Source organism: Pandoraea sp. NPDC090278, assembly GCF_044772185.1.
Classification (GTDB): Bacteria; Pseudomonadota; Gammaproteobacteria; order Burkholderiales; family Burkholderiaceae; genus Pandoraea.
This window is the reverse complement of record NZ_JBIVYJ010000001.1, coordinates 320,937-345,051: the sequence shown is the minus strand read 5'-3', so window position 1 is coordinate 345,051 and position 24,115 is coordinate 320,937. Positions and strand designations below refer to the sequence as shown.

General features: G+C 61.7%; 22 protein-coding genes. 9 read left to right on the top strand and 13 right to left on the bottom strand.

Annotated features, from left to right (window positions below; all coding sequences use genetic code 11):
- Positions 1-57: 57 nt before the first annotated feature.
- From ACIQWO_RS01455 to uvrB, 3 genes are all read right to left on the bottom strand, one after another.
- The gene (locus tag ACIQWO_RS01455; protein WP_402818283.1) at positions 58-2,166 is read right to left on the bottom strand and encodes a site-specific recombinase; all 2,109 of its coding nucleotides are present in this window, start codon (positions 2,164-2,166) and stop codon (positions 58-60) included.
- A gap of 224 nt (positions 2,167-2,390) precedes the next feature.
- Positions 2,391-2,867 carry a low molecular weight protein-tyrosine-phosphatase gene (locus tag ACIQWO_RS01450; protein WP_402818280.1) on the bottom strand — a complete coding sequence of 159 codons (477 nt, stop codon included), beginning with the start codon at positions 2,865-2,867 and terminating at the stop codon, positions 2,391-2,393.
- A gap of 55 nt (positions 2,868-2,922) precedes the next feature.
- A complete protein-coding gene (gene uvrB / locus ACIQWO_RS01445; RefSeq protein WP_402818277.1) occupies positions 2,923-5,010 on the bottom strand; it encodes an excinuclease ABC subunit UvrB in 2,088 nt (695 codons plus the stop codon).
- A gap of 331 nt (positions 5,011-5,341) precedes the next feature.
- Here uvrB and ACIQWO_RS01440 point away from each other — a divergent pair, with 331 nt between their 5' ends.
- Together ACIQWO_RS01440 and ACIQWO_RS01435 are read left to right on the top strand one after the other, a co-directional pair.
- Positions 5,342-6,541 carry an amino acid aminotransferase gene (locus ACIQWO_RS01440; RefSeq protein WP_046291481.1) on the top strand — a complete coding sequence of 400 codons (1,200 nt, stop codon included), beginning with the start codon at positions 5,342-5,344 and terminating at the stop codon, positions 6,539-6,541.
- Between the two features lie 246 nt (positions 6,542-6,787).
- Positions 6,788-8,029 (top strand): polyhydroxyalkanoate depolymerase, encoded by a 1,242-nt coding sequence (locus ACIQWO_RS01435; protein WP_402818273.1) that lies wholly within the window; start codon positions 6,788-6,790, stop codon positions 8,027-8,029.
- Between the two features lie 125 nt (positions 8,030-8,154).
- On the opposite strand, the gene ACIQWO_RS01430 is transcribed toward ACIQWO_RS01435, so the two are convergent.
- Complete coding sequence (locus tag ACIQWO_RS01430) at positions 8,155-8,793, bottom strand: TetR family transcriptional regulator (RefSeq protein ID WP_402818270.1); 639 nt, start codon at positions 8,791-8,793, stop codon at positions 8,155-8,157.
- Positions 8,794-8,897: 104 nt separating this feature from the next.
- Here ACIQWO_RS01430 and rsxB point away from each other — a divergent pair, with 104 nt between their 5' ends.
- Positions 8,898-9,800 (top strand): electron transport complex subunit RsxB, encoded by a 903-nt coding sequence (gene rsxB, locus ACIQWO_RS01425; RefSeq protein WP_402818267.1) that lies wholly within the window; start codon positions 8,898-8,900, stop codon positions 9,798-9,800.
- Between the two features lie 123 nt (positions 9,801-9,923).
- Positions 9,924-10,568: an endonuclease III gene (nth, locus tag ACIQWO_RS01420; RefSeq protein ID WP_402818258.1), complete on the top strand. Its 645-nt coding sequence runs from the start codon at positions 9,924-9,926 to the stop codon at positions 10,566-10,568.
- A gap of 134 nt (positions 10,569-10,702) precedes the next feature.
- Here nth and ACIQWO_RS01415 read toward each other — a convergent pair whose 3' ends face one another.
- Both ACIQWO_RS01415 and ACIQWO_RS01410 read right to left on the bottom strand, forming a co-directional pair.
- Complete coding sequence (locus tag ACIQWO_RS01415; protein WP_039399349.1) at positions 10,703-11,296, bottom strand: malonic semialdehyde reductase; 594 nt, start codon at positions 11,294-11,296, stop codon at positions 10,703-10,705.
- A gap of 91 nt (positions 11,297-11,387) precedes the next feature.
- Positions 11,388-12,338, bottom strand: a complete 951-nt coding sequence (locus ACIQWO_RS01410) for a DMT family transporter (protein ID WP_402818255.1) — start codon at positions 12,336-12,338, stop codon at positions 11,388-11,390.
- Positions 12,339-12,505: 167 nt separating this feature from the next.
- Between ACIQWO_RS01410 and ACIQWO_RS01405 the strand changes: the two genes are divergently transcribed.
- Positions 12,506-12,937 carry a DUF1841 family protein gene (locus ACIQWO_RS01405; protein WP_402818252.1) on the top strand — a complete coding sequence of 144 codons (432 nt, stop codon included), beginning with the start codon at positions 12,506-12,508 and terminating at the stop codon, positions 12,935-12,937.
- Between the two features lie 107 nt (positions 12,938-13,044).
- Here the strand turns inward: ACIQWO_RS01405 and ACIQWO_RS01400 are convergent, their stop codons facing one another.
- Entirely contained in the window at positions 13,045-13,446 is a 402-nt protein-coding gene (locus ACIQWO_RS01400; RefSeq protein WP_402821746.1) for a c-type cytochrome, read from the bottom strand.
- A gap of 46 nt (positions 13,447-13,492) precedes the next feature.
- The gene (locus ACIQWO_RS01395; protein ID WP_370855785.1) at positions 13,493-13,807 is read right to left on the bottom strand and encodes a cytochrome c; all 315 of its coding nucleotides are present in this window, start codon (positions 13,805-13,807) and stop codon (positions 13,493-13,495) included.
- A 332-nt stretch (positions 13,808-14,139) separates the two neighbouring features.
- Between ACIQWO_RS01395 and ACIQWO_RS01390 the strand changes: the two genes are divergently transcribed.
- The 4 genes from ACIQWO_RS01390 (at position 14,140) to ACIQWO_RS01375 (ending at position 17,947) form a co-directional block, all read left to right on the top strand.
- Positions 14,140-14,982, top strand: coding sequence for an AAA family ATPase (locus tag ACIQWO_RS01390; protein WP_402818249.1), 843 nt, complete (start codon positions 14,140-14,142; stop codon positions 14,980-14,982).
- A 13-nt stretch (positions 14,983-14,995) separates the two neighbouring features.
- Positions 14,996-16,171 carry a VWA domain-containing protein gene (locus tag ACIQWO_RS01385; RefSeq protein ID WP_402818246.1) on the top strand — a complete coding sequence of 392 codons (1,176 nt, stop codon included), beginning with the start codon at positions 14,996-14,998 and terminating at the stop codon, positions 16,169-16,171.
- Positions 16,172-16,326: 155 nt separating this feature from the next.
- Entirely contained in the window at positions 16,327-17,523 is a 1,197-nt protein-coding gene (locus ACIQWO_RS01380; protein WP_233325286.1) for a benzoate/H(+) symporter BenE family transporter, read from the top strand.
- A 79-nt stretch (positions 17,524-17,602) separates the two neighbouring features.
- Positions 17,603-17,947: a DUF2322 family protein gene (locus tag ACIQWO_RS01375; RefSeq protein WP_402818243.1), complete on the top strand. Its 345-nt coding sequence runs from the start codon at positions 17,603-17,605 to the stop codon at positions 17,945-17,947.
- A gap of 138 nt (positions 17,948-18,085) precedes the next feature.
- On the opposite strand, the gene ACIQWO_RS01370 is transcribed toward ACIQWO_RS01375, so the two are convergent.
- From ACIQWO_RS01370 to ACIQWO_RS01350, 5 genes are all read right to left on the bottom strand, one after another.
- Positions 18,086-18,928 carry a spermidine synthase gene (locus ACIQWO_RS01370; protein WP_402818240.1) on the bottom strand — a complete coding sequence of 281 codons (843 nt, stop codon included), beginning with the start codon at positions 18,926-18,928 and terminating at the stop codon, positions 18,086-18,088.
- 126 nt (positions 18,929-19,054) lie between these two features.
- Entirely contained in the window at positions 19,055-19,591 is a 537-nt protein-coding gene (locus ACIQWO_RS01365) for a DNA-deoxyinosine glycosylase (RefSeq protein ID WP_402818237.1), read from the bottom strand.
- Positions 19,592-19,596: 5 nt separating this feature from the next.
- The gene (locus tag ACIQWO_RS01360) at positions 19,597-20,193 is read right to left on the bottom strand and encodes a chorismate--pyruvate lyase family protein (protein ID WP_402818235.1); all 597 of its coding nucleotides are present in this window, start codon (positions 20,191-20,193) and stop codon (positions 19,597-19,599) included.
- A 172-nt stretch (positions 20,194-20,365) separates the two neighbouring features.
- Positions 20,366-22,252: a molecular chaperone HtpG gene (gene htpG / locus ACIQWO_RS01355; RefSeq protein WP_402818232.1), complete on the bottom strand. Its 1,887-nt coding sequence runs from the start codon at positions 22,250-22,252 to the stop codon at positions 20,366-20,368.
- A gap of 281 nt (positions 22,253-22,533) precedes the next feature.
- Positions 22,534-23,979, bottom strand: coding sequence for a PLP-dependent aminotransferase family protein (locus tag ACIQWO_RS01350; RefSeq protein WP_402818229.1), 1,446 nt, complete (start codon positions 23,977-23,979; stop codon positions 22,534-22,536).
- Positions 23,980-24,115 lie beyond the last annotated feature (136 nt).

The following is a 24,115-nucleotide window of genomic DNA, read 5'->3' as shown; positions in this document are numbered from 1 at the left end:
GTCAAGTACTTCTGGCCCATTTTTTGCGGAAGTTCCGTCGTCCGCTTGTGAAATTTCTTATTTTTCGGGACGAGCTTCCGGCCGGGGCGAGCCCAGAGGAAACAGCAGCACCAGGGGATTGCGCAGCACGGCGCGCCAGATGGCACGGTGGATTTGCCGACGGTCGCCCAATCGCAGTGGACGCGATCGAAGCGCCATGTGGAATGCTAACGCAAAACTGACACCGACGTTGAGCAGCCCCATGGTCGCCACACCGGCGAACGCCAGCCACAGCGCCGGGTCGCGAAGCACCGAACCGCCCAACACGCCGATCGAGGTCGCAATCGCCCCGGTCGACAGGGTCACGTGACGGACCTCGAACGGCAAAGCAAATGCCGTCAGCACAGCAGGCACAAGTCCCAGCATGAAACCGAGCATGAGATTGCCCAGCACCGGCGCGATGTGGCGTCGGCACCAGTCGGCGAGCCGCGCCGCCCCCTGACGCCCAAAAACGAAACGTAGACGACGGTTGTACGCAAGGACGTCGCCGATGCCATGCAAGGCGAACCAGTTATCCGCCCACCCGGAAATCAGGCTGGAGCACCACAAGAGCACACCGGTCAGCGCCGCAAAGAACGGCGTCACGCCGAGAATCGAGAACGAATTCAGCGTCGCGTGCGCTTTTTCCGGCGAGATGGTGTTTGCGCCAAGCGCCGCCGACACCGCCCACTGCACCAACAGACAGAACGGGAAGACCATCGCCAGATTGCCGAAGATGGCGGCCGCCTGAGTACGCACCAGCGCAATCACCTCACCGACGAAAGCATCCATCCCCGCGGGCGTATCGACATCGTCGAGCTTGCTGGCGATGGCGGGTGCCGTCATGGCCGGTTGCTTGGTGGCCAGCGTGAAGTGGCAAAAGTGCATGAACAGGAAGCACAACGCGTAGTTGGCCCCGGCAAAGAAACCTTCCACCACAGTCGGAAAGTGGGCCCCGGCAATCATGAACTTGATATAGACGGTCACGACCGTGACCAGTCCGCCGCCGCAGGCCATCTTCAACATCGAGAAATACTCGCTGCGATTGCGCGCGATGTAATGCTCGCCGGTTTCCGCACTGCGTTCGACGACCTTGCGCGCCAGCAAGCCAAACGACGTACGCGCCAGTTCGCCCACGCTTTGGCTCGCCCGGTTGGCCCTTACCAGGTCCGCGAGCAACTGGACGCGCGCTACGGCCCTATCGCCGCGATCCCCGTAGGTCAGCCACGCCTCCAGCAAACGTTCGAGACGACGAATCCGTGCCTTCGCACGCTCGACCTGAAACACGATATCGACACTGACACCGTTCTCGTCGAGGTGCGCATACACGTCGCGCACCGCGCGGCCACAGTCGTCCAGCAGTGCGCGGAATACGTTGATCTGCTGCACGAACAATTGCGACGGCGGCGCGCCGTGCGCGAACTCCTGACCGGCATCCTCAAGCGCCTGCATCGCGCGCCCGAGCCGGTAAAAGGGCGAATCGGTCGCGCGGGAATACGAAAGACGCGAGCGGACGGCCTGCGAGAGCCCCGTCGACGCGATCTGGTCGACAAGGTGATGCATCGCGGCAAGCAGATCCTCGGCGAACGGATTCCAGTCCACGTCGGCGTCGTCCACCTCGCCGTGATGAAGCAGCGCAATCAGATCGCCCAGCAACTCGGCGGGTAAGGCAGCGATCCAGTCGGCAGCGTCCCCGTCGGGAAACATCAGGGAACACAACGCGGAGAGGTCCCGCCGAGTCGGCGGCGGCGGAATCAGTGCCTTTTCGATGCGCTCGACCAATGCGCCCCAAAAGCCGGGCCGCACGGGCATGCCGGTGTCGCAGAGCAGCGAAATGGCGTCGCTCTCGTTGATGACGCTACGCAGCGTGCGCGCGACCGACAGTCTCCACTGCGGATTGCGCTCCAGCATTTGCAGCAAAAAGCGTAGACGGGTATGCGGCCGGTATCGAGCGGCCTCCCCCTCCCCGCGCACTTCGTTGGCAATCGCGCCGCGCTTTTGCACCCAATGCGCCAACTCGATCAACCATTGATTGCGTACGGCCAGCGGCGCTGCCGGATCCGCGTGCGCGAGCAGTTCGTCGAGTTGATGGCCAGCATGGCGCGAGGCGCGCCATTTGCGCCAGTACAAAGTGAGCGAATTGAACATGGATCGGAAAGTGCGTAGTCAGCTACAGCGTCAGCGACAGGAACAGAAACAGAAGGGACACGGGAGTCACCGGCAAGTCTGGCGTACGAAAAATCGCACGGCCCGGCCTCATCCCGTCAAAGAGGGCCGAATGATAGCCTTGTTGGGGCAACTCGCGAAGCGATCTCGTCACCGATCGCGACGCACCCGCCATTCCCGGGGAGGATACGCGCGCCGACGACCGATCAGTCGGCCTGCCCCAAACGCACGAGCAGGCCGTCAAGACCGTCTTCAATATAGTCGAGCACCGTCTCGAACCCTTGCGCGCCGCCGTAATAGGGATCGGGCACTTCAGTCGCGTCATGACGCGTCGCAAAATCCATCAACCGGACGATCTTGTGACGAAACGCTGCGGGGCTGCGTGCCGTGAGCTCCGAGACGTTTGCGTCGTCCATGGCCACGATCCATTCGAAGCGCTCGAAATCGCTCGCTTCGACGCGACGCGCCCGAAGCTCACTCAGATCGTACCCGCGCCGCTCGGCCGCCGCCTGCGTACGCGCATCCGGGGCGTGACCGATGTGATAACTGTGCGTCCCCGCCGAATCGACCTCGACGAGATCGGACAAACCCGCTTTAGCGAGTCGGTCGCGAAAGATGCCGTCGGCGCTCGGGGAGCGGCAAATGTTGCCCATGCAGACGAACAAGACGGAGGTTTTCTTCATTTGAATTCAGTCCATCGAAGGCCCGAGGCATCGATTTGCCTCGCCGCCATCATCTTCAGGCCTTCGGCCCCAATTCCGCCTCGCTGGCACCATCGGTACCGAACACCAGCGCCTTGACGTGCAGCAACTGGTCCCGCACCTTGGCCGCCTTCTCGAACTCCAGATTGCGGGCGTGTTCCTGCATCTGCTTTTCGAGTTTCTTGATCTCGCGCGCAAGTTGCTTCTCGGACATGTCCTGATAGTGCGCCTGCTCTTTCGCCTCGGCCATTTCCGCCTTGGCATCTTCCGGATCGTAGACACCGTCGATGATGTCCTTGATGCGCTTCTTCACGCCTTGCGGCACGATCCCGTGCGCTTCGTTGTGCGCCATCTGCTTGGCGCGGCGACGATCCGTCTCGCTAATCGCCCGCTTCATCGATTCGGTCATCTTGTCTGCGTACAAGATGGCGGTACCGTTCACGTTACGTGCGGCCCGCCCGATCGTCTGAATCAGCGAACGCTCGGCGCGAAGGAAGCCTTCTTTGTCCGCGTCCAGAATCGCGACCAACGACACTTCCGGAATATCCAGCCCCTCGCGCAGCAAGTTGATGCCGACGAGTACGTCGAACGCGCCCAAACGCAGGTCACGGATGATTTCTACGCGTTCAACGGTGTCGATATCGCTGTGCAGATAACGGACCTTCACCCCGTTATCAGATAAGTACTCGGTCAATTGCTCGGCCATTCGCTTCGTGAGCGTCGTCACGAGGACGCGCTCCCCCACCGCCACGCGCTTGTTGATTTCCGAGAGTACATCATCGACCTGCGTACGGGCCGGACGCACATCGATCGTCGGATCGATCAGCCCCGTCGGACGCACCACCTGCTCCACAATCTGACCGGTACGCTTGGCCTCGTAATCTGCGGGCGTCGCAGAGACGAAGATCGCCTGACGCATCTTGCGTTCGTACTCGGCGAACTTCAGCGGACGGTTATCCAGCGCCGACGGCAGACGGAAGCCGTAATTGACCAGATTTTCCTTACGCGCGCGGTCGCCGTTGTACATGCCGTTGAACTGGCCGATGAGCACGTGCGACTCGTCGAGGAACATCAAAGCGTCCGGCGGCAAATAGTCGACGAGCGTCGGCGGCGGCTCGCCGGGCGCTGCGCCCGACAGATGTCGCGAGTAGTTCTCGATGCCCTTACAGAACCCCAACTCCTGCAACATCTCCAGATCGAAGCGGGTACGCTGTTCGAGGCGTTGCGCTTCGACCAGCTTGCCATCCTTATAGAAGAAGTCGAGTCGCTCGCGCAGTTCGTCCTTGATCGTTTCGATCGCGCGCAGCACCGTCTCTCGCGGGGTCACGTAATGTGAGGACGGATACACCGTGAATCGCGGCACCTTCTGACGCACGCGCCCCGTGAGCGGATCGAAGAGTTGCAACGTGTCGACTTCGTCGTCGAACAACTCCACGCGCAGCGCCAGCTCGGCGTGTTCCGCCGGGAAGATGTCGATGGTGTCGCCGCGCACACGGAACGTGCCGCGCCCGAAGTCGGTCTCGTTGCGCGTGTACTGCATCGCGATCAGTCTTGCGATGATCTCGCGCTGCCCCAGCTTGTCGCCCTGACGCACGGTCAGAATCATCTGGTGGTACTCACTCGGATTCCCGATACCGTAGATGGCGGATACGGTAGCGACGATCACGACATCGCGGCGTTCCAACAGGCTTTTCGTCGCCGACAGCCGCATCTGCTCGATGTGCTCGTTGACCGACGAGTCCTTCTCGATGAACAGATCGCGCTGCGGCACGTACGCTTCCGGCTGGTAATAGTCGTAGTACGAGACGAAGTACTCCACCGCATTTCGCGGGAAGAACTCCCGAAACTCGGAATACAACTGTGCCGCCAGGGTTTTGTTCGGTGCGAACACAATGGCCGGACGTCCCATGCGGGCAATCACATTCGCCATGGTGAACGTCTTGCCCGAGCCGGTCACGCCCAGCAGCGTCTGGAACGCGAGCCCGTCGTCGATCCCCTCGGTCAACTGAGTGATCGCCGTGGGCTGATCGCCTGCCGCAGGAAACGGGCAATAGAGCTGATAAGGCGAGTCGGGGAACGTCAGGAACTTGCTTTCGTCGAGATCGGTGTCAGCCGCAGGGGTCATGGCGGGGGCGCGAGCATGAGGGACGTAATCCGGCATTTTAGCGCGTCGGACGATTCCCTGAGTCCGATGGGTGACAGCCATCCCATCGGGCCACCGCAAGCAACGCAGACACAGCCTGCGGGAGGTGCGCGCGCGTCGCGTACCCGGCGATTTCGTCAAATTCTGGCAATACGTGGCAGTTTTCGTGCCGAAAAGGCACGATTTCGTGCACAGCGGGCCGGTGTTTACCACAAGCGCGGGTAATCTTCGCTAAAATAGCCCGCTGGGCCGAACCTGCGTAAGTTGCGGCCGACCCGCTGCATTTTCCTACTACCTGCCTCGAGCCGTCGAAATGACTCTCTTTTCCGCTGTCGAACTCGCCCCGCGCGACCCCATTCTTGGTCTGAACGAAGCCTACAACGCCGACCACCGCACCGATAAGGTGAACCTGGGTGTTGGCGTGTATTTCAATGCAGAAGGCAAGCTGCCCCTGCTCAAGGCCGTGAAGGCAGCGGAAGAACAACGCGTGGCGGCTGGCCTGCCGCGCGGCTATCTGCCGATCGAAGGCATTGCTGCGTACGACAAGGCCGTCCAGGAAATGCTGTTCGGCAAGGAATCGCCGGTGCTGGCCGAAGGCCGCGTGATCACCGCTCAGGCACTGGGCGGTACGGGCGCACTGAAGATCGGCGCCGATTTTCTGAAGCAACTGAACCCGAACGCCACGGTCGCCATCAGCGATCCGAGCTGGGAAAACCACCGTGCCCTGTTCACGACGGCTGGCTTTAACGTCGTGTCGTACCCGTACTACGACGCCGAATCGCACGGTGTGAACATCGCTGGCATGCTGGACATGCTCGGCAAAGAACCGGAAGGCACGATCGTCGTGTTGCACGCTTGCTGCCACAACCCGACCGGCGTCGATCTGACGATGGATCAGTGGGCGCAAGTTGTGGAAGTCGTGAAGGCCCGCAAGCTGGTGCCGTTCCTCGACATCGCCTATCAGGGCTTCGGTGACGGCATTGACGCGGACGCCGCCGTGGTGCGCCTGTTCGCCTCCACCGGCCTGAACTTCTTTGTCTCGAGCTCGTTCTCCAAGTCGTTCTCGCTGTACGGCGAACGCGTTGGTGCCCTGTCGATCGTGACGGGCAGCAAGGACGAATCGACCCGCGTGCTCTCGCAGCTCAAGCGCGTGATCCGCACCAACTACTCGAACCCGCCGACGCATGGCGGCTCGGTCGTCGCCGCTGTGCTGGGCAACGCCGAACTGCGCGCCCTGTGGGAAGAAGAGCTGGCTGAAATGCGTGAGCGTATCCGCGCGATGCGTCTGGCACTGGTCGAAAAGCTGCGTGCCCACGGTGTGGAACGCGACTTCTCGTTCGTGATCAAGCAACGCGGCATGTTCTCGTACTCCGGTCTGACGGCCGATCAGGTCGAGCGTCTGCGCGAAGAGTTCGGTATCTATGCCGTGAGCACCGGCCGTATCTGCGTGGCCGCGCTCAACGACAAGAACATCGACACCGTGGCGTCCGCCATCGCACAAGTGCTGCGCTGATCGATTGACGGTTTGCCGCGATCAGTGATCGCGGCTGCCGTTGCAACAAGAAAGGCCCGCCCACCAGCGGGCTTTTTTTGCACCCCGAATTGTTGCATCGCAGCAACGATAGTTAATAACAATGGTCCGAATAAGCTAAGACTATCGACCTGATGCAGAAATGCCATATATCAGGGTTATGCTGCGTTGCACACCCGCGATAAACGGTTGCATAATTCCCCCATCATCCGCCTCTGGGCACACAACATGCTGTATCAGATTCATGAGTACAACCGTGCGTGGCTGAATCCTCTCACCACGTGGGCAAAGGCGGCGGCGACGACTTTCGTCAACCCGGGCAGCCTGCTTGCCATGATGCCGGGCGCGCCCCGCATCGCCGCCGGATACGAATTGCTCTACCGGCTTGGCAAGGACTACGAAAAGCCCGAATTCAACATCAAGGCAGTCGAAGTGGACGGTCACAACATCCCGGTCGTGGAAATGACCGCGATGGAGAAGCCGTTCTGCCGTCTGCTGCGTTTCAAGCGATATGCCGACGACGCGAGCGCCGTGGGGCAACTCAAGGACGACCCGGTCGTGCTGGTCGTGGCCCCGCTCTCGGGTCACCATGCCACGTTGCTGCGCGACACTGTCTCCACGTTGCTGAAGGACCACAAGGTGTACATCACCGACTGGGTCGATGCGCGCATGGTGCCGCTCGATGCGGGGTCGTTCCATCTGGACGACTACGTTGCGTACATCCAGGAATTCATCCGCCACATCGGCGCTGAAAATCTGCACGTCATTTCGGTGTGCCAGCCGACGGTGCCTGTGCTCGGCGCGATCTCGTTGATGGCGTCGAACGGCGAGAAGACACCCAAGACCATGACGATGATGGGTGGCCCGATCGACGCTCGCAAGAGCCCGACGTCGGTCAACTCGCTCGCCACGAACAAGTCGTACGAATGGTTCGAGAACCACGTGATTCATGCGGTGCCCTCGAACTACCCCGGCGCGGGACGCCTCGTGTATCCGGGCTTCCTGCAGCACGCCGGTTTCGTCGCCATGAATCCGGACCGTCACCTGAAGTCGCACTGGGACTTCTATCTGGATCTGATGCGCGGCGACAGCGATGACGCCGACTCGCACCGCCGTTTTTACGACGAGTACAACGCGGTGCTGGATATGGCGGCCGAGTACTATCTCGACACCATCAAGACCGTGTTTCAGGACTTCAGTCTTGCAAGCGGTACGTGGGATGTGTCCGGTCAACGTGTGCGTCCCCAGGACATCAAGACCACGGCGCTCTTCACGATCGAAGGCGAGCTGGACGACATCTCCGGTAGCGGGCAAACGCAAGCCGCACACGAGCTTTGCACCGGTATCCCGGCCAAACGTCGCGCGCATTTCACCGCGCCGAAGTGCGGACACTACGGGATTTTCTCCGGCAGCCGCTGGCGTAACGTGATCTATCCGCAGATCCGCGACTTCATCGCGAAGAACGCCTGACCGTCATTCGATCACCCTGACGGACATACGAAAACCGCCGCGAGGGCTTCGGCTCTCGCGGCGGTTTCGTTTTGCAGCCTTCGGATCGGACGCCGCAGATCGCGGCCATCCACTTGTCACGTTGTTTATCGCGTACGCAGCGAATCCAGCAGCATCTGCGTATTGAACGACGAGTACGTCTTTCGCGACTCGTCGCTCATGACATCGCGCCCCATCACGATGGAAAGCGTATGTCGATTCGACATCACGTAATACCCCATCGCCGAGATCGTCACGTACAGATCGACCGGATCGACGCCCTGACGAATTTCGCCACTGGCCTGGCCGCGCTTGAGCGTCTGCGCGAGCAGCTCAACGATCGGCGAGACCTGCTGACGAATTTCCGTCGACTGACGCATCGACTTGGCTTCGTACAGATTTTCGTTATTGATGAGCTGGATCAGCTCCGGGTGATCGGCGTAGTAATCCCACACGAAGTGGGCGAGTTCCGCCACGGCGTCGAGCGGCGCAAGCAGATCGAGCTTGAGCGCGTGTTCGGCGCGATTGAACTCGCCATAGACCTCTTCGAGCACGGCCAGGTAAAGCTGATCCTTGTTGCCGAAGTAGTAATAGAGCATTCGCTCATTGATGTCGGCTCGGCGTGCGATGCTGTCCACGCGAGCACCACTGGAACCACGTTCCGCAAATTCCTCGATCGCAGCGGCAAGAATGCGCTGGCGGGTGCGTTCCGGGTCACGTTTGATCTTGGTTTCTGATGTTGTCATGATCGGCCGGTCGTTCTCATCGGGCGGAATTATGGCACAACGGTTTCAGTGTTTCTGCAAAATGCAGGATAATTCTAGTTTCCGCCGAATCCCCCACAAAAGACGTGTCCGAAGTCAGCGCGCTCGCTCAGCGCATCGATGCCCTATTGCCCCAGACGCAATGCACCAAATGCGGTTACGCAGGTTGCCGTCCGTACGCCGACGCTATCGCGAGCGGGCAAGCCAGCTATAAACAATGCCCGCCGGGCGGGGCCGAAGGTGTCGAGCGCCTTGCGAAGCTGCTCGGCCGCCCCGTCATTGCACTGAATCCGGAGAACGGCGTTGAACGCCCGCGGCCCCGAGCCGTGATCGACGAATCGCTCTGCATCGGCTGCACCTTGTGCATTCAGGCCTGCCCGGTCGACGCCATCGTCGGCGCGGCCAAGTTGATGCATACGGTCATCGAAGACCGCTGCACGGGCTGCGATCTCTGCGTACCGCCCTGCCCCGTCGACTGCATCGACATGGTGCCGGTGACCGGGGAGCGTACCGGATGGGACGCCTGGTCGCAAACGCAAGCCGACGAGGCTCGCATCCACTTTGAGGTCCATCAGGCGCGTCTGGAAAAGGATAAGGCGCAGCGTGAAGCCCGTCTCGCGGCACGCGCGGCGCGCGTTGCACCGGGACCGCAAAGTACACCCACCGCCGATAACGTCCAGCCGCAGATCGCGACACCTCACACGGAGGTATCGCCGGTTTCGAATGACGGAACCGCAGGCGCTGCGCCCGCTGCCGACGAAGCGGCAACAGCCGCGGCACGCAAACAAGCGATCATTCAGGCTGCGCTCGAGCGTGCCCGCCAGAAGAAGGCCGCGTTGGCCGCCGAGGGACTCGGCCCCAAGAACACCGAGAATGTGTCTGCGTCGGTGCAGGCGCAGATCGACGAAGCGGAAGCTCGCCGTAAGCGGCTGGGACTTAAGGCAGGCAGCGACGCTCCGGGTACCGGAAACGCTAAAGATAACGATTGATGTAGGGCCTGTTCGCAAGAAGTGCGAAGCCCGGACGCTTCGAACGGGCGGCTAACCGGCCACCAACGGGCTTTCCAGCTTCTCCCATAACAAGACAAGCGCCACGCCACACGCGCCCCCGCCATGAACGACGCCAAACGCCGTGCCCTGTTCGAGACGCTGCAAGAGCTCAATCCCACGCCGACGACGGAGTTGGAATACACGTCGCCCTTCGAGTTGCTGATCGCGGTGCTGCTCTCCGCACAGGCGACTGACGTCTCGGTGAACAAAGCGACCCGCAAGCTTTACGCCGCGGCAAATACGCCCGCAAAAATGATTGCGCTCGGCGAGGCAGGCGTGTCCGATTTCATCAAGACGATCGGGCTGTATCGCACGAAGGCCAAGAACGTCATCGCCACCTGCCACTTGCTGCTCGACAAGCACGGCGGGGAAGTGCCGCGATCGCGTGAGGCGCTCGAAGCGTTGCCGGGGGTTGGCCGCAAAACCGCGAACGTCGTACTCAATACTGCGTTCGGCGAGGACACGATTGCCGTCGACACGCACATTTTCCGTGTCGCTAACCGCACGGGACTGGCCCCCGGCAAAGATCCGCTGGCCGTCGAACTGGCCCTGGAACGCGTGACACCTCGCGAGTTCAAACACGACGCGCATCATTGGCTCATCCTGCACGGCCGCTATGTATGCAAGGCACGCAAGCCGGAGTGCTGGCATTGCGCCCTCGAGCCGCTCTGCGACTTCCGGCCGAAGACGCCCGCGCCGAAAGCGTGACACGCCATTAACGCTCGCCCGCGTCAGCCGAGGCGGCAGCACAAAACAAAACGGGCGGCCCGATATCGGGACCGCCCGTTTTGTTTGTACGCTTCACACATCGGATGATGCCGTGAAGCGTCACCGAATTTGCGTTAGATGATGCGCGCAGCTTCGTCGAACGACAAACGCGGATTGCGGGGGAACAGCTTGTCCTGATCGCCGTAACCCAGATTGCAGATGAAGTTCACACGCCATTCGGTGCCCGCAAAGAACGTATCGTTGACCTTCTGAGCGTCGAAACCGGCCATCGGACCGCAATCCAGACCCAGCGCGCGTGCAGCCAGAATGAAGTAGCCGCCTTGCAGCGAGCTGTTCATGTGCGCTGCGCCTGCGGCCTTGGCGGCATCCCCCGAGAACATCGGCACCATCTTCTCCGCACCGTTCGGGAACAGCTTGGGCAGGTGCTCGTAGAACTTCAGGTCATACGCAATGATCGCCGTCACCGGTGCCGTACGCGTCTTGTCCACGTTACCGGGTGCCATGCATTCAATCAGTTTCGCCTTCGCTTCCGGGCTCTTCACGAAGACAATCCGGGCGGGCGTCGTGTTGGCCGACGTCGGGCCCCACTTCACCAGATCGTAGAGTTCGCGCAGCGTCTCGTCGCTGACCGGCTTGTCGAGCCACACGTTGTGCGTGCGGGCATCGGTGAACAACTGGGCGATGGCTTCTTTGGCAATGATGCTCATGACGAATGACCTCGGGTGTTGAATAGCGAACGAAGGGCGATTGTACCGTTGCCGCCCGGTGGGCGCAGGCGCGCCAAAAATGCACGTGAAATCAGGTGTTTGCCGATGTCCCACGCGCGGACAGCCAGAGCACGCCCGCCAGAATGAGTGCCCCGCCCGCCCACTGTCCCGCCGTGAGCGTTTCACCGAGCAGCATGGCTGCAAGCAGCACCGTCACGACGGGTTCCAGCGTCGAGAGCATCGAGGCGCGTCCCGCGCCAAGACGCTGCAAACCGGCAAAGAAGGTCAGAATCGCAATAACGGTAGAACAGACAGCAATTGCGGTGAGCGCCGCCCATCCACCGATCTCTGCGGGCCAACGCAACGGCAGTCCCTGTGAGCTGCGTAACACCGCCAAGACGCCGAAGGATACCGTCGCTGCGAGACAAACGAGCGTTGCCGTCGCCCGTGCGTCAACGCCCCGCGTTAATCGTGCGCCCACGATGATGTATCCCGAATAGATCAACGCAGCGGCAACGGCCAGTGCCATGCCCAGCGGCTGTCCCTGACCGCCGCCGACGGTCAGCGCCGTCCCCAGCGAACAAAGCACCAGCGCACCGAGCTTTACCGGCGTTAGGCGTTCATGCAGAAAAACAGCCGCCAGAAGCGTGACGAATACCGGGTAAAGGTAAAGCAGCAACGCGACGAGCGACGCCTGTGCATACTGCAACGCACCGAAGAAACACAGCGATTGGCCGACGTAGCCGATGCCCCCCATCAGCGCGATATGCAACGACTGGCGGCGCGACGGAAAGCGGACCCGCTGTATGCGGCACCAGATAAGCAGCAGCGTGGCCGCAACGAAAAAGCGAAACAGCAGCATGGCAAACATGTCTGCCCCGGAGGCCGTGGCCGCGCGCGCGAAGATCGCCATCGCCCCGAACGCCGACGCCGAGATGGCGATCAACGCGATGCCGCCCCAGGCCGACGGCGGGGTGTGAGGCGCGGCGGGAACGCCGCCCGGTGCAGTGCTTGCGCTGGGGGTACGGGGGCTTTGCGACATGATTACGCGATTTGGGGGACAATACGACGTGTTTTACATGCGTTACTGGCGCGTTCCGTCCATCACCGGCACGCCCGACGTCTTTCGGTATCGTGCGAACGGATTCGCCATTGTAGCCACGGCAAGGCGCGCCGCAAGACGCCTCAAAAGAACCCCACGGAGTCCCCATGTTCAATCCGAGCCGTGACGAAGTCCGGCAATTCTTCTGCACCACCTGGCAAAAGCAGCGTGACGGCAATATCCTGACGCCGCTCGAAACGATTGCCGCCGACTGGATCAACGAACACCCCGAGTACCACGACGCGCTCGCCGATACCGAAGATGCCAGCGCCCGTGATTATTCGCCGGAAGCGGGCCAGACCAACCCGTTCCTGCATTTGTCCATGCACCTGGCGATCAGCGAGCAGGTCTCCATCGATCAGCCGCCCGGTATCCGCGCCGCGTACGAAAAGCTGACGAATCGCCTTGACTCGCCGCACGAAGCGCAGCACCGCATCATGGACTGTCTGGGGCAGACGCTGTGGGAAGCCCAGCGCAGCGGTCAGCCACCCGACTCGGACGCCTACCTCCAGCGTATCGAGCAGCAGGCATCGCGCTAAGCGCCGTCCGGTGGATACGGCGGCACGCACGTTACAACGAGCGCACGAAAGCAAACGACGGTTGCCTTGACAGCAACCGTCGTTTTTTCATGCAGACGTCGAAGCGCTTACTTTTTCGTCACGAGATCGCCGGGCAGCGACTCGATGTAAGCGGAGATGTCCTTGAGCTCCTGCGACGTGAACGGACGCGGCTTGCCATCCTTGTCGAGCGTCGCCGGATTCGACATGACCTGCGTCTTCATGATCGCGTTGCTGCGGCCATAAACGAGGCTCGTCTCATTCTGGTACGCACGCAGCGCGTTATAGATGTAGTCGGCGTACTGCCCGGCCAGCTTCGGGTATTCCGGGGTGATTGGCGCGTTCAGGTTGGCGCCGTGGCAACTGACGCACATGCCTTTGTCGACGAGTGCCTTACCGTTGGCGATATTGCCCGCGGCGACGGCATTGCCGCTCGTTACGGCGAGCATCGCGCCCAGCGTCAGGGACACCGCCGCAGCGGCCTTTGCCATCGAATGCATCGAATGCTTCATCGTGTTCTCCTCAGCCACGCACGTTTTACTTCTGGGGATTGACCGGCGTCGACGCCGTCTGCGCCGCGTAGTACGCGGCGATATCGACGATGTCCTGTTCGGTCAACGTGGCTGCGATGCCATGCATCGTCTGGAACTTGCGATCGCCCTTCGCGTATTCCTTCAGGGCGTTTTCGATGTACTTCGCGTTCTGTCCACCGATCTTGGGGACGTGATACACCTCGGGGAACGCGGTGCGATAGTCGGCAATGCCGTGGCAGCCGATGCACATGGCCACCTTGCTCTTTGCCGCCTCCATATCAGGCTTGAGTTCGGCCGCATGAAGGGCGCTGACCGACATGAACGACGTGCTGCCAAGCGCCAGCGCCATCATCGTGAGGAACTTTTTCATGGTCTTCTTGGGAACGTTTTTGGTTGGAATACCGGCCCGCAACACGCAGATCGACGTCCCGGCTCCAAGGCGGTCGACCTGTGAAAAAAGCAATCGATTGTAACCCACACCCTCCGAGGCGCAAACTCGGTGCTGACCCGCACAGTTCTCCGAAGTTTTTTCGCAAGCCATTGATGTCAATGCACATTTTCAACGTGTGAGCGAGCCATATGCGCAATGTCTTATACTGAACTTTTTCCCTGCCCGGCCGGTTGGCCGGCTGTTTGCGGACGGCTCTGACAATGCGCTTTGAAGGCTCTTCCCAATACGTCGCCACCGACGACCTCAAGCTCGCCGTGAACGCGGCGGCCACGCTGCAACGACCGCTGCTCATCAAGGGCGAACCCGGCACCGGCAAGACCATGCTCGCCGAGGAAGTGGCCGCAGCCCTCGACATGCCGCTGCTGCAATGGCACGTGAAGTCCACGACCAAAGCGCAGCAGGGGCTCTACGAATACGACGCCGTCTCGCGGCTGCGCGATTCGCAACTGGGTGACGAGCGCGTTCGCGACATCGCCAACTACATCGTCAAGGGCGTGCTCTGGCAAGCGTTCGAGGCCGACCAGCCGGTCGTGTTGCTGATCGACGAGATCGACAAGGCCGACATCGAATTCCCCAACGACTTGCTGCGTGAGCTCGATCGCATGGAGTTCTACGTCTACGAGACGCGAGAACTGGTGAAGGCCCGCCACCGTCCGCTCGTCATCATCACGTCGAACAACGAGAAGGAACTGCCCGACGCCTTCCTGCGCCGCTGCTTCTTCCATTACATCAAGTTCCCGGAACCGTCGACGATGCAGTCGATCATCGACGTCCACTTCCCGAACATCCGTCGCGAACTGGTCAACGCCGCGATGGCGACGTTCTTCGAAGTGCGCGAGATCCCGGGCCTGAAGAAGAAGCCGTCGACATCGGAGCTGATCGACTGGCTCAAGTTGCTGATGGCCGAGGAAATCGGCCCTGAAGCGCTTCGCAGCGCCGACAACAAACTGGCCATTCCGCCGCTCGCGGGCGCTTTGCTCAAGAATGAGCAGGACATGCACCTGTTCGAGCGGCTCGTCTTCATGAATCGCGCCAACCGATAAGCGCGCCCACGTCATGCTGATCGACTTCTTCTACACCTTGCGCGCAGCAAAACTGCCGGTCTCGGTCAAGGAATATCTGACGCTGCTCGAAGCGCTGCAGCGTCAGGTGATCGCGCCCTCGCTCGACGAGTTCTACTATCTGGCGCGCCTCTCGCTCATCAAGGACGAGAAGCACTACGACAAGTTCGATCAGGCGTTCGGTGCGTACTTCAAAGGCGTGCAGCAAATCGTCGACGCCTCCGGCGAAGTGCCGCTCGACTGGCTCAAGAAGCGGATGCAACGCGAGTTGTCCCCCGAAGACAAGGCGCGTATTCAGGCGCTAGGCGGACTCGACGAGCTCATGGAACGTCTGAAGCAACTGTTCGACGAGCAGAAGGGACGACATGAAGGTGGCAGCAAGTGGATCGGCACGGGCGGCACATCGCCGTTCGGCAATGGCGGCTTCAACCCCGAAGGCATTCGTATCGGCGGCGAGAGCAACGGCAACCGAACCGCAGTCAAAGTATGGGACCAACGTACGTACCGCGACTACGACGACACCGTAGAGCTAGGCACGCGCAACATCAAGGTGGCACTACGCCGTCTGCGAAAGTTCGCGCGCGAAGGGGCGGCCGAGGAACTCGATCTCGACGACACGATTCGCTCCACTGCGGCCAATGCTGGCTGGCTCGATCTGAAGCTGGTGCCCGAGCGTCACAACAACGTGAAGGTGCTGATGCTGCTCGACGTGGGCGGGTCGATGGACGATCACATCGCGCGCACGGAAGAGCTTTTTTCGGCCGCGAAGTCGGAATTCAAGCATCTCGAGTTCTACTATTTCCACAACTGCGTGTACGACTATCTCTGGCGGCAGAACCGCCGCCGTCACAACGAGCGATTCGAGACGTGGGACGTGTTGCGCAAATACCCGGCCGACTACAAGCTGATCTTCGTGGGCGACGCGACGATGAGTCCGTACGAGGTGCTGCAAGCGGGTGGCTCCGTCGAGTACAACAACAAGGAAGCGGGTGCGGTCTGGCTGCGTCGCTTCATCGACCGGTACCCGCATCACGCGTGGCTCAACCCCGAGCCGGAAGCCATTTGGCAATATCGTCAGTCGATTTCGGTGATCCGCCAGCTCTTCGCGAATCGTATGTATCCGATTACGCTTGCGGGGCTGGAATCGGCCATGCGGGTGCTAAGCAAATAACCACGAAGTCCCCGCATCACGGCAGATACACCACAGATTCACTGCATAGAGCGCGCCGTCCGCACACAACGGCGCGCCGCACAACGCGGCACGCAGCACAACGCGGCACGCAGCACATCACAACAACAACGTAACCAAAGAGACAGCACGCCATCATGACGTCGAGTACCACTCCCCTGCCCCCGCTGCGCCCGCTGGCGGACACGTCGCCGTCGGCCATCGTGGCCGGCTTCGTGGCGATGATGACCGGCTACACCAGCTCGCTCATCCTCATGTTCCAGGCCGGACAGGCCGCCCATCTCACGCCGGCGCAAATTTCGTCGTGGATCTGGGCGCTGTCCATCGGCATGGGATTGACGACCATCGGGCTATCGCTTCGCTACCGCACACCCGTCGTTATCGCGTGGTCGACGCCGGGTGCCGCCCTGCTGATTACGTCGCTGCCGGGTGTGCCGTACGGTGAGGCCATCGGCGCGTTCATCGTCTGCAATGCGCTCATCGCAATCTGCGGACTGACGGGGGGCTTCGAGACGATCATGCGGCGTGTGCCGCCCGCGTTGGCGTCCGCGCTGCTGGCGGGCATTCTGTTTCGCATCGGACTGGAGATTTTCGTCGCGGCGCAGCACCAGACGGCACTCGTGCTCTCCATGTTCTTCACGTACCTCATCGTCAAACGACTCGCCTCGCGCTACGCCATCTTGTTGGCGCTGATCGTGGGCACGGCCGTTGCGGGCGGACTGGGTCTGCTCGATTTCAGCCACTTCAATGTGTCGCTGGCAAAGCCGGTATGGACCACGCCGTCGTTCTCGTTGTCGGCAACGATCAGCATCGCGATCCCGCTGTTCGTGGTGGCGATGGCGTCGCAGAACGTACCCGGACTCGCGGTCCTGCGTGCGGACGGTTACAACGTCCCCGCATCGCCGTTGATTTCGACGACCGGTATCGCGTCGGTGCTGCTCGCGCCGTTCGGCTCGCACGGCATCCATCTGGCGGCCATCACAGCGGCCATCTGCACGGGACGCGAAGCGCATGAAGACCCCGCAAAGCGTTACACCGCAGCAGTGTGGTCGGGCGTCTTTTACCTGATTGCCGGGACGTTCGGCGCGACCATCGCCGCATTGTTTGCGGCGTTTCCGAAGGCACTGGTCGTCTCCATTGCAGCACTGGCCTTGTTCGGCTCGATCATGAACGGGCTGGCGAACGCCATGCACGACACGAAGCAGCGCGAAGCGGCGCTCATCACGTTCATGGTGACCGCCTCCGGCCTGACGTTGCTCTCCATCGGGTCCGCCTTCTGGGGACTGATCGCCGGGGTGGTGACGCTGGCGATTCTGCAATGGCGACGCGCCTGATCCCGCCCGGGCCGGAGTGATAACATTCGGCCCGCAACGATTTCAATTCATCTGACGTAACCGCAGGAGCAGTACAACCATGGCAGTCATCGAACCGACCCCGGTGTTCAAGGAAAACCTCGCCCGGATGGCCTCCATCGGCAGCATCGAAGGCATCGCGCGCATCGACCTGCGCAATGCTGACGGCGCCGTCGTGGGCACTATCGAAAATGCACCGGGCAAGCAAGGCTCGCTCGCCGTCTACCACTACCTCAAGCAAGCCTTCGGTACGCTCGACGCCAAGGCTGCCGAGCATGCACTGGCCGTCTTCGGCGAGCACACCGCCGATGCACGCAACCGTCCGGGCGCGCACCCGAACGTCGACCGCCTGCTGGCGATCGCCGCCGGTGGCGAAGCGCTGACGATCGACGAAGTCGCCGCCTGACGCAGGCGGGCGCACGGTCCCCACGCTTCGGGACCGCACGTCGCGCAAAAGAAAAAGCCAGCCTCTCGGCTGGCTTTTTTGCGTCTGCCGCAAACTGCGGCTTCTGCGATACAAAGGTGCGTAGCTACGCGAACAACGTTAGACCGTCAGTACCGGACCGCCGTCGCCATTCTTCTCGCGAAGCTGCTTGACCCAACGCTTTGCAGGCAGGCCGGTCGCGGCTTCCACCACCTTGGCGCGCGCTTCCACGTCCTTCCATTCCACCGACAGCAGCGGACCGTTGAAGGCCAGCACGATGACGTTGCCGTCATGCACTTCCGGGAACTCGATCACGCGGTTGTCGAACGCCTGACGCAGACGACGGATGTTCTTCGGATAGCTGTCGTGATCGCCGAAGAGGTTCATCGTCAGCATGCCCGGCTCGCGCAACGTGGCACGGCATGCCTTGTAGAACGCCGGGGTGTCATGGACCGGGCCACGCGCGGTGGCGTCGTACAGGTCGATTTGGAGGACGTCGACAGTACCGTTATTTGCGGTATCGGTGACGTAGTCCCACGCATCCGCTTCCAGCACCTTCAATCGACGCGAATCGCTCGGCAGATCGAACATCGTGCGGGCGGCGACGACCACCGCCGGGTTCAGTTCAACCGCCGTCACTTGCGTGCGCGGGAACTGCTTGGCCGAGAACTTCGTGATCGAGCCGGTGCCAAGGCCCAGTTGCACCACGTGCCTCGGTGCACGCATGAACAGCAACCAAGCCATCATCTGCTGCGCGTATTCCAGCTCGATACGATCCGGCTTCGACAGACGCATCGCCCCTTGCACCCATTCCGTGCCGAAATGCAGGTAACGCACGCCACCGATTTCAGAGAACGTCACCGGAGCGAAACGCGGCTTGTACGTGGGACGCGGTGAACGGGCGGCACGGTCGTCGGCGACGAACGCTTCGGCTTCGATGGATTTGCGTTTGATCAGGGTCATGTGTCCTTCAGTATTGCTCGGGATATTCCGATGGGTTCGCATTGTACCGGGTTCACGCGCTTCGCCTGTCGGCGACACGGTTCTCCCCTACGCTCTCCGACGCAAGCGCGACGTTTCAGGCCGTCTTCAGGGTACAGATGAGACGTCCGGAGCGCCCAGCCAGTCACGCAGTACTAGCCAGGCGTCACGTTTGATCGCGAACGGGATCGTATAGGCGGGGCTGCTCGACGGTAGCAGCACGACCGGCAACGGCACATTGCCCTGGGCGAGTGCACGCTGGCCGATGCGCGCAGCCGTGCCGCCATTGAAAGCGACCGCTCGCAGCGACGGCAAGGTGCCGATCAGGCCCGCGAGGTCGCTGCCCGCATGCAAGCGGATGTTGCTATCGAGACTGCCCTCTCGACGCGCCTCTGCCACCACATCCCAGAGCCCCACGCCGTGCGCGCGCAGCACGTCGAGGCGGGCATCGTAGGGCAGCGTCGGCAGGGATTCGCCCAGGACCTCGCCCACCAGATGCCAGAAACGATTCTGTGGATGTGCGTAGTACTGCTGGTGCGCGAGCGAAACCTCGCCGGGCAGACTGCCGAGGATCAGGACACGCGTGTTGGCGTCCACCACCGGCGGGAAGTTGCGTTTGAGTTGGGGCACGGACGGCGTCGGCATGGCGCTCAATCGCTCACCGTCTCGCCATGCAAGGCTTGCAAACGACGCCAGAAGCGCGGCAGAAACGCCTCAGTGACGAGCAGCGGTGCACCGTGACGCAAGAATACCGAACGACGCGCCCACAACCGCGCGCGCGGGTTGGCACCGACGAGTGGGTCGCGAGCATCGCGTCGCGCACGACTGTGCAACAGATGGCGTGGACCGAGCGGACTGGACACCAGTACGGAACGCGTGACCGTGGGATCGTGATAGAGCAGGTCGGCGAGCGGACGGGTACGCAGACGACGCATCGCCTGCCAGATCGAACGGCTATGCGTGAGCGGTGTGACGCTGTGCGCCACAACGACCGGCTCGTCGTCGACCAGCAGGATGACGTCGCGCGCCCACATCGGCGTACGCAGCGGCACACCAATCGCACGGCATTGATCGGCGTCGGCGGGCATTACCCGTTCGGCCACCACCCGCACGCTCACCCGGCCGAGCGTGGACAAATGGTGCGTGAGCGCACCACCCCGGGTCAGCCAGTCCTTGTGACGACGCGACAGCGCCGGTGCCGGGACAGCCTGCCAGCGCCGCCCGCTTACATCGAATCGGAAAGTCATGGCTCGGCATTATAAGGGCGCAACGTGTCGGCGCGCCGCTCACGCGGCCACCGTCTGCGGCGCGCTGTGGCCCCCGCCTCAACGACCGTTGCCGGATTCCATCTGACAAGAAAAAGCCCCCGCGACATTTCGTCACGGGGGCCTTCGTCGCTACGAGAACAACACTACGCAATCAACGTGCGGACAGCAGCAACGCGTTGGTACGCTTCACGAACGCCGCCGGATCTTCCAGATTGCCGCCTTCGGCCAGCAACGCCTGCTCGAACAGGAGCTGCGTCCAGTCGGAAAGGTCTGCGCTCTCTGCCGTGAGACGCTTGATCAGCGCATGCTCCGGGTTGATCTCGAGAATCGGACGGAACTCCGGCATCTTCTGACCAGCCGCCTTCATCAGGCGTTGAAGCGTGCCGCTCATGTCGTTCTCGTCGGACACCAGACACGACGGCGAATCGGTCAGACGGAACGTCACCCGCACATCCTTGGCCTTGTCGGCGAGCACTTCCTTCATCTTTTCGACGAGCGGCTTGAGGTCGTCGCTGGTCTTCTCCTGCGCTTCCTTCTCGCTGGCGTCTTCCAGCGAACCCAGGTCGAGATCGCCACGCGCCACGCTCACGAGCGCCTTGCCGTCGAACTCGTGGACGTAGGAGAGCATCCATTCGTCGACACGATCGGTCAGCAGCAGCACTTCCACGCCCTTCTTGCGGAACACCTCAAGATGCGGGCTGTGACTTGCGGCCACCCAGTTCTCTGCCGTCACGTAGTAAATCTTGTCCTGCCCTTCCTTCATGCGGCTGACGTAATCGGCCAGCGAAACCGTCTGCTCGGCCGAATCGTTGTGCGTGCTCGCGAAACGCAGCAGCTTCGCGATGCGTTCGCGGTTGGCCTGATCTTCGCCCGTGCCTTCCTTGAGTACCTGACCGAATGCGCCCCAGAACTGCGTGTACTTATCCTGCTGGTTCTCTGCCAGATCTTCCAGCAGACCGAGCACGCGTTTCGCGCACCCTTCGCGGATGGCCTTCACGTCGCGGCTTTCCTGAAGAATTTCGCGCGAAACGTTCAACGGCAAATCGGCCGAATCGACCACCCCACGCACAAAGCGGAGGTAGTTCGGGAGGAGTTGCTCCGCGTCGTCCATGATGAAGACGCGCTTCACGTACAGCTTCAGGCCACCTTGCGAATTGCGATCCCACAGGTCATACGGCGCGTGGCCGGGCACGTACAGCAGTTGCGTGTATTCGCTGCGACCCTCTACGCGGTTGTGCGTCCATGCCAGCGGCGCTTGCATGTCATGCGCGATGTGCTGGTAGAACTGCGTGTACTGCTCGTCGGTAATCTCGCTCTTGCTGCGGGTCCACAACGCGCTCGCCTGATTGACGGTCTCGTCCGTCTCAGCGGGGACCATCGCCTGCTTTTCTTCGTCCCACGACTCGCCGCGCATCACGATCGGCAGCGAAATATGGTCCGAATACTTGCGGATGATCGATTGCAGTTGCCACGACGACAGCAGCTCGTCTTCGCCCTCACGCAGATGCAGCGTGATCGCAGTGCCGCGCGGCGCGCGTTCGATGGTCTCGACGGAGAAGTCGCCCTCGCCTGCCGACGACCAACGCACGCCCTCTGCGGCGGGCAGCCCGGCGCGACGCGATTCGACCGTCATGCGGTCGGCGACGATGAAGCCCGAGTAGAAACCCACACCGAACTGACCGATGAGGGCCGCGTCCTTCTGCTGATCGCCGGACAGGTTCGAGAAAAATTCTTTGGTGCCGGACTTGGCGATGGTGCCGAGGTGTGCGACGGCTTCATCGCGGCTCATGCCGATGCCGTTGTCCTCGATGGTGACGGTGCGGGCGTCCTTGTCGAACGACACGCGAATCTTGAGTTCCGGATCCTGCTCGTACAGCGCTGCGTTGTTGATCGCTTCGAAGCGCAGCTTGTCGGCGGCGTCCGAGGCGTTGGAGACCAGCTCGCGCAGGAAGATTTCCTTGTTGCTGTACAGCGAATGAATCATCAGTTGCAGAAGCTGTTTGACTTCTGCCTGAAAGCTCATGGTTTCTTGCGCCATGGTCGGGAACCCTCATGAATCGGTGAGATGAATGGAATGTCCGGCGTGTCCGCCTGGACCGCCGCCGGGCGCACTTGCGCGCGCGCTGCCGCAACGGCGGTACAGGTCGGAACATAGGGACGGGCGGCGCGCATTTCAAGGCCGCCAGCAAGGTTATTTCGCAGCTATTTTGCTGACGAATGGGCCAAGTTCGCGAAAAAAGCGACAAGACCCGGCAAAAGCCCAAAGCAAGGGGACGAATACGAGCGTACCGGCCACCGTCGCTACCGGCTCACTCAGCCTTATGCCGCCAACTCCAATTGCCGCGACAGGAACGACAACATAGACGGATCGCTGCAACACGCGATGTTCATGCGCATCCATGTGCTGGGCGCCTGACGCGGCGAGAACAACGCCCCCGGCGCAAACAGGAAACCGGCCTCGTGCCCTGCGGCCGCAATGGCGTTGGTGTCCATGCCGGTGTCCGCCCAGAAGAACATGCCTGAGGTCGGTTCGCCGAACATGCGCAACCCCATACGCTCCAGATTGCGACGCGCGCCGTCGCGGACCTCGTCCAGACGGTTGCGCAACCGCTCCACGTGACGCCGGTAATGCCCTTCGGTCAGCGCTTTGTAGACGATGCGTTCGTTGATTTCCGGCGTGGTCGATCCCGACAACATCTTGTGGTCGACGAACGTCTTCGCCAACTCGGGTGAGCAGGCGACGAACGCCACACGCAGATTCGCCGCGAGGGTCTTCGAAAAGCTCCCCAGGTAGATCACGCGCTTTAGCTGATCGAGACTCGCCAGACGCGCCACTGGCTGATGCGGCGGACACAAATCGCAATAAATGTCGTCCTCCAGCACCATGAAGTCGTACTGCTCGGCGAGACGGAGAATCTGGAATGCACGAGCGGGCGTCAGCGAGGTGCCTGTCGGATTCTGCAGAATCGAATTCAGAATGAGCAACTTAGGACGGTGCTGCTGCACGAGCCGTTCCAGCGCCTGCATGTCGAGACCGTCCGGCGTATAAGGCACGCCGATCGTATTGGCGCCCTGTGACGCGATACGGCCGAACACGACGAACCACGCCGGATCGCCGACGAGTACCGTATCGCCAGCATGTACGTACAGACGCAACAGGAAGTCCACGGCCTGCGTAATCCCTGACGTCAACACGATCTGGTCGGGACGCGCGCCGATTTCAAGCTCCGCGAGTTGCGTCTGGAGTTGAACGCGCAGCGGCAGAAAGCCAAGCGGATTGCCCGTCTGGAGCAGATGCGCGCTCGACTGTCGACTCATCGAACGCATCGCGGACGTCATCATGTCTGCATCGAGCCACGTCGCAGGCAGATACCCCATGCCCGGGCCACGCTCGGGGGCTACCTGGTGCAGCATGCTGCGCACGAGCCAGGCGACGTCGAGCGGCCCCTGCGTGACCATCGGAGCAGCCGCATTTTGCGGCGGCATAACCGGTCGCTCGCGTACGTAGAAACCGGACCCGCGTCGGGCTTCGAGATACCCCTGTGCCACCAGTCGCTCGTACGCTTCGACAACGGAGAAACGCGAAACGCGTTTGTCTTCCGCCAGTGAGCGGATCGACGGCATACGCATGCCAGGCAGGAAAACCCGCTCCTCGATACGCAGCCTTGCCCAGTGCACCAACTGATCGACAAGCGTCATTCGCGCGGTGTCCAGCGCGGCGTTGTCCGCAAGAATCAGCGGAGAAATGCGGTTCGTTGTCGTCATTGTCATTCACCTGTGTCGCGCTCCGGCAGGCCACGCGAGATGCGCATCACGCGCCGGTCGTGCCCGCGCGTGCAGTGCTTTGGGAAGCAGCGATCGGCGCTCCCCACTCGGTTGACAGCCCCATTCGTATCGAAGT

Bases quoted from the DNA above. Each gene is read 5' to 3' on its own strand.
- ACIQWO_RS01450 (WP_402818280.1), bottom strand. From the start codon at position 2,867: ATGAAGAAAACCTCCGTCTTGTTCGTCTGCATGGGCAACATTTGCCGC.
- ACIQWO_RS01440 (WP_046291481.1), top strand. From the start codon at position 5,342: ATGACTCTCTTTTCCGCTGTCGAACTCGCCCCGCGCGACCCCATTCTT.
- ACIQWO_RS01455 (WP_402818283.1), bottom strand. From the start codon at position 2,166: ATGTTCAATTCGCTCACTTTGTACTGGCGCAAATGGCGCGCCTCGCGC.
- ACIQWO_RS01375 (WP_402818243.1), top strand. From the start codon at position 17,603: ATGGCAGTCATCGAACCGACCCCGGTGTTCAAGGAAAACCTCGCCCGG.
- ACIQWO_RS01435 (WP_402818273.1), top strand. From the start codon at position 6,788: ATGCTGTATCAGATTCATGAGTACAACCGTGCGTGGCTGAATCCTCTC.
- nth (WP_402818258.1), top strand. From the start codon at position 9,924: ATGAACGACGCCAAACGCCGTGCCCTGTTCGAGACGCTGCAAGAGCTC.
- ACIQWO_RS01380 (WP_233325286.1), top strand. From the start codon at position 16,327: ATGACGTCGAGTACCACTCCCCTGCCCCCGCTGCGCCCGCTGGCGGAC.
- ACIQWO_RS01395 (WP_370855785.1), bottom strand. From the start codon at position 13,807: ATGTCGGTCAGCGCCCTTCATGCGGCCGAACTCAAGCCTGATATGGAG.
- htpG (WP_402818232.1), bottom strand. From the start codon at position 22,252: ATGGCGCAAGAAACCATGAGCTTTCAGGCAGAAGTCAAACAGCTTCTG.
- ACIQWO_RS01365 (WP_402818237.1), bottom strand. From the start codon at position 19,591: ATGCCGACGCCGTCCGTGCCCCAACTCAAACGCAACTTCCCGCCGGTG.
- ACIQWO_RS01405 (WP_402818252.1), top strand. From the start codon at position 12,506: ATGTTCAATCCGAGCCGTGACGAAGTCCGGCAATTCTTCTGCACCACC.
- ACIQWO_RS01415 (WP_039399349.1), bottom strand. From the start codon at position 11,296: ATGAGCATCATTGCCAAAGAAGCCATCGCCCAGTTGTTCACCGATGCC.
- ACIQWO_RS01350 (WP_402818229.1), bottom strand. From the start codon at position 23,979: ATGACGACAACGAACCGCATTTCTCCGCTGATTCTTGCGGACAACGCC.
- ACIQWO_RS01400 (WP_402821746.1), bottom strand. From the start codon at position 13,446: ATGGCAAAGGCCGCTGCGGCGGTGTCCCTGACGCTGGGCGCGATGCTC.
- ACIQWO_RS01430 (WP_402818270.1), bottom strand. From the start codon at position 8,793: ATGACAACATCAGAAACCAAGATCAAACGTGACCCGGAACGCACCCGC.
- uvrB (WP_402818277.1), bottom strand. From the start codon at position 5,010: ATGACCCCTGCGGCTGACACCGATCTCGACGAAAGCAAGTTCCTGACG.
- ACIQWO_RS01370 (WP_402818240.1), bottom strand. From the start codon at position 18,928: ATGACCCTGATCAAACGCAAATCCATCGAAGCCGAAGCGTTCGTCGCC.
- ACIQWO_RS01410 (WP_402818255.1), bottom strand. From the start codon at position 12,338: ATGTCGCAAAGCCCCCGTACCCCCAGCGCAAGCACTGCACCGGGCGGC.
- ACIQWO_RS01390 (WP_402818249.1), top strand. From the start codon at position 14,140: ATGCGCTTTGAAGGCTCTTCCCAATACGTCGCCACCGACGACCTCAAG.
- ACIQWO_RS01385 (WP_402818246.1), top strand. From the start codon at position 14,996: ATGCTGATCGACTTCTTCTACACCTTGCGCGCAGCAAAACTGCCGGTC.
- ACIQWO_RS01360 (WP_402818235.1), bottom strand. From the start codon at position 20,193: ATGACTTTCCGATTCGATGTAAGCGGGCGGCGCTGGCAGGCTGTCCCG.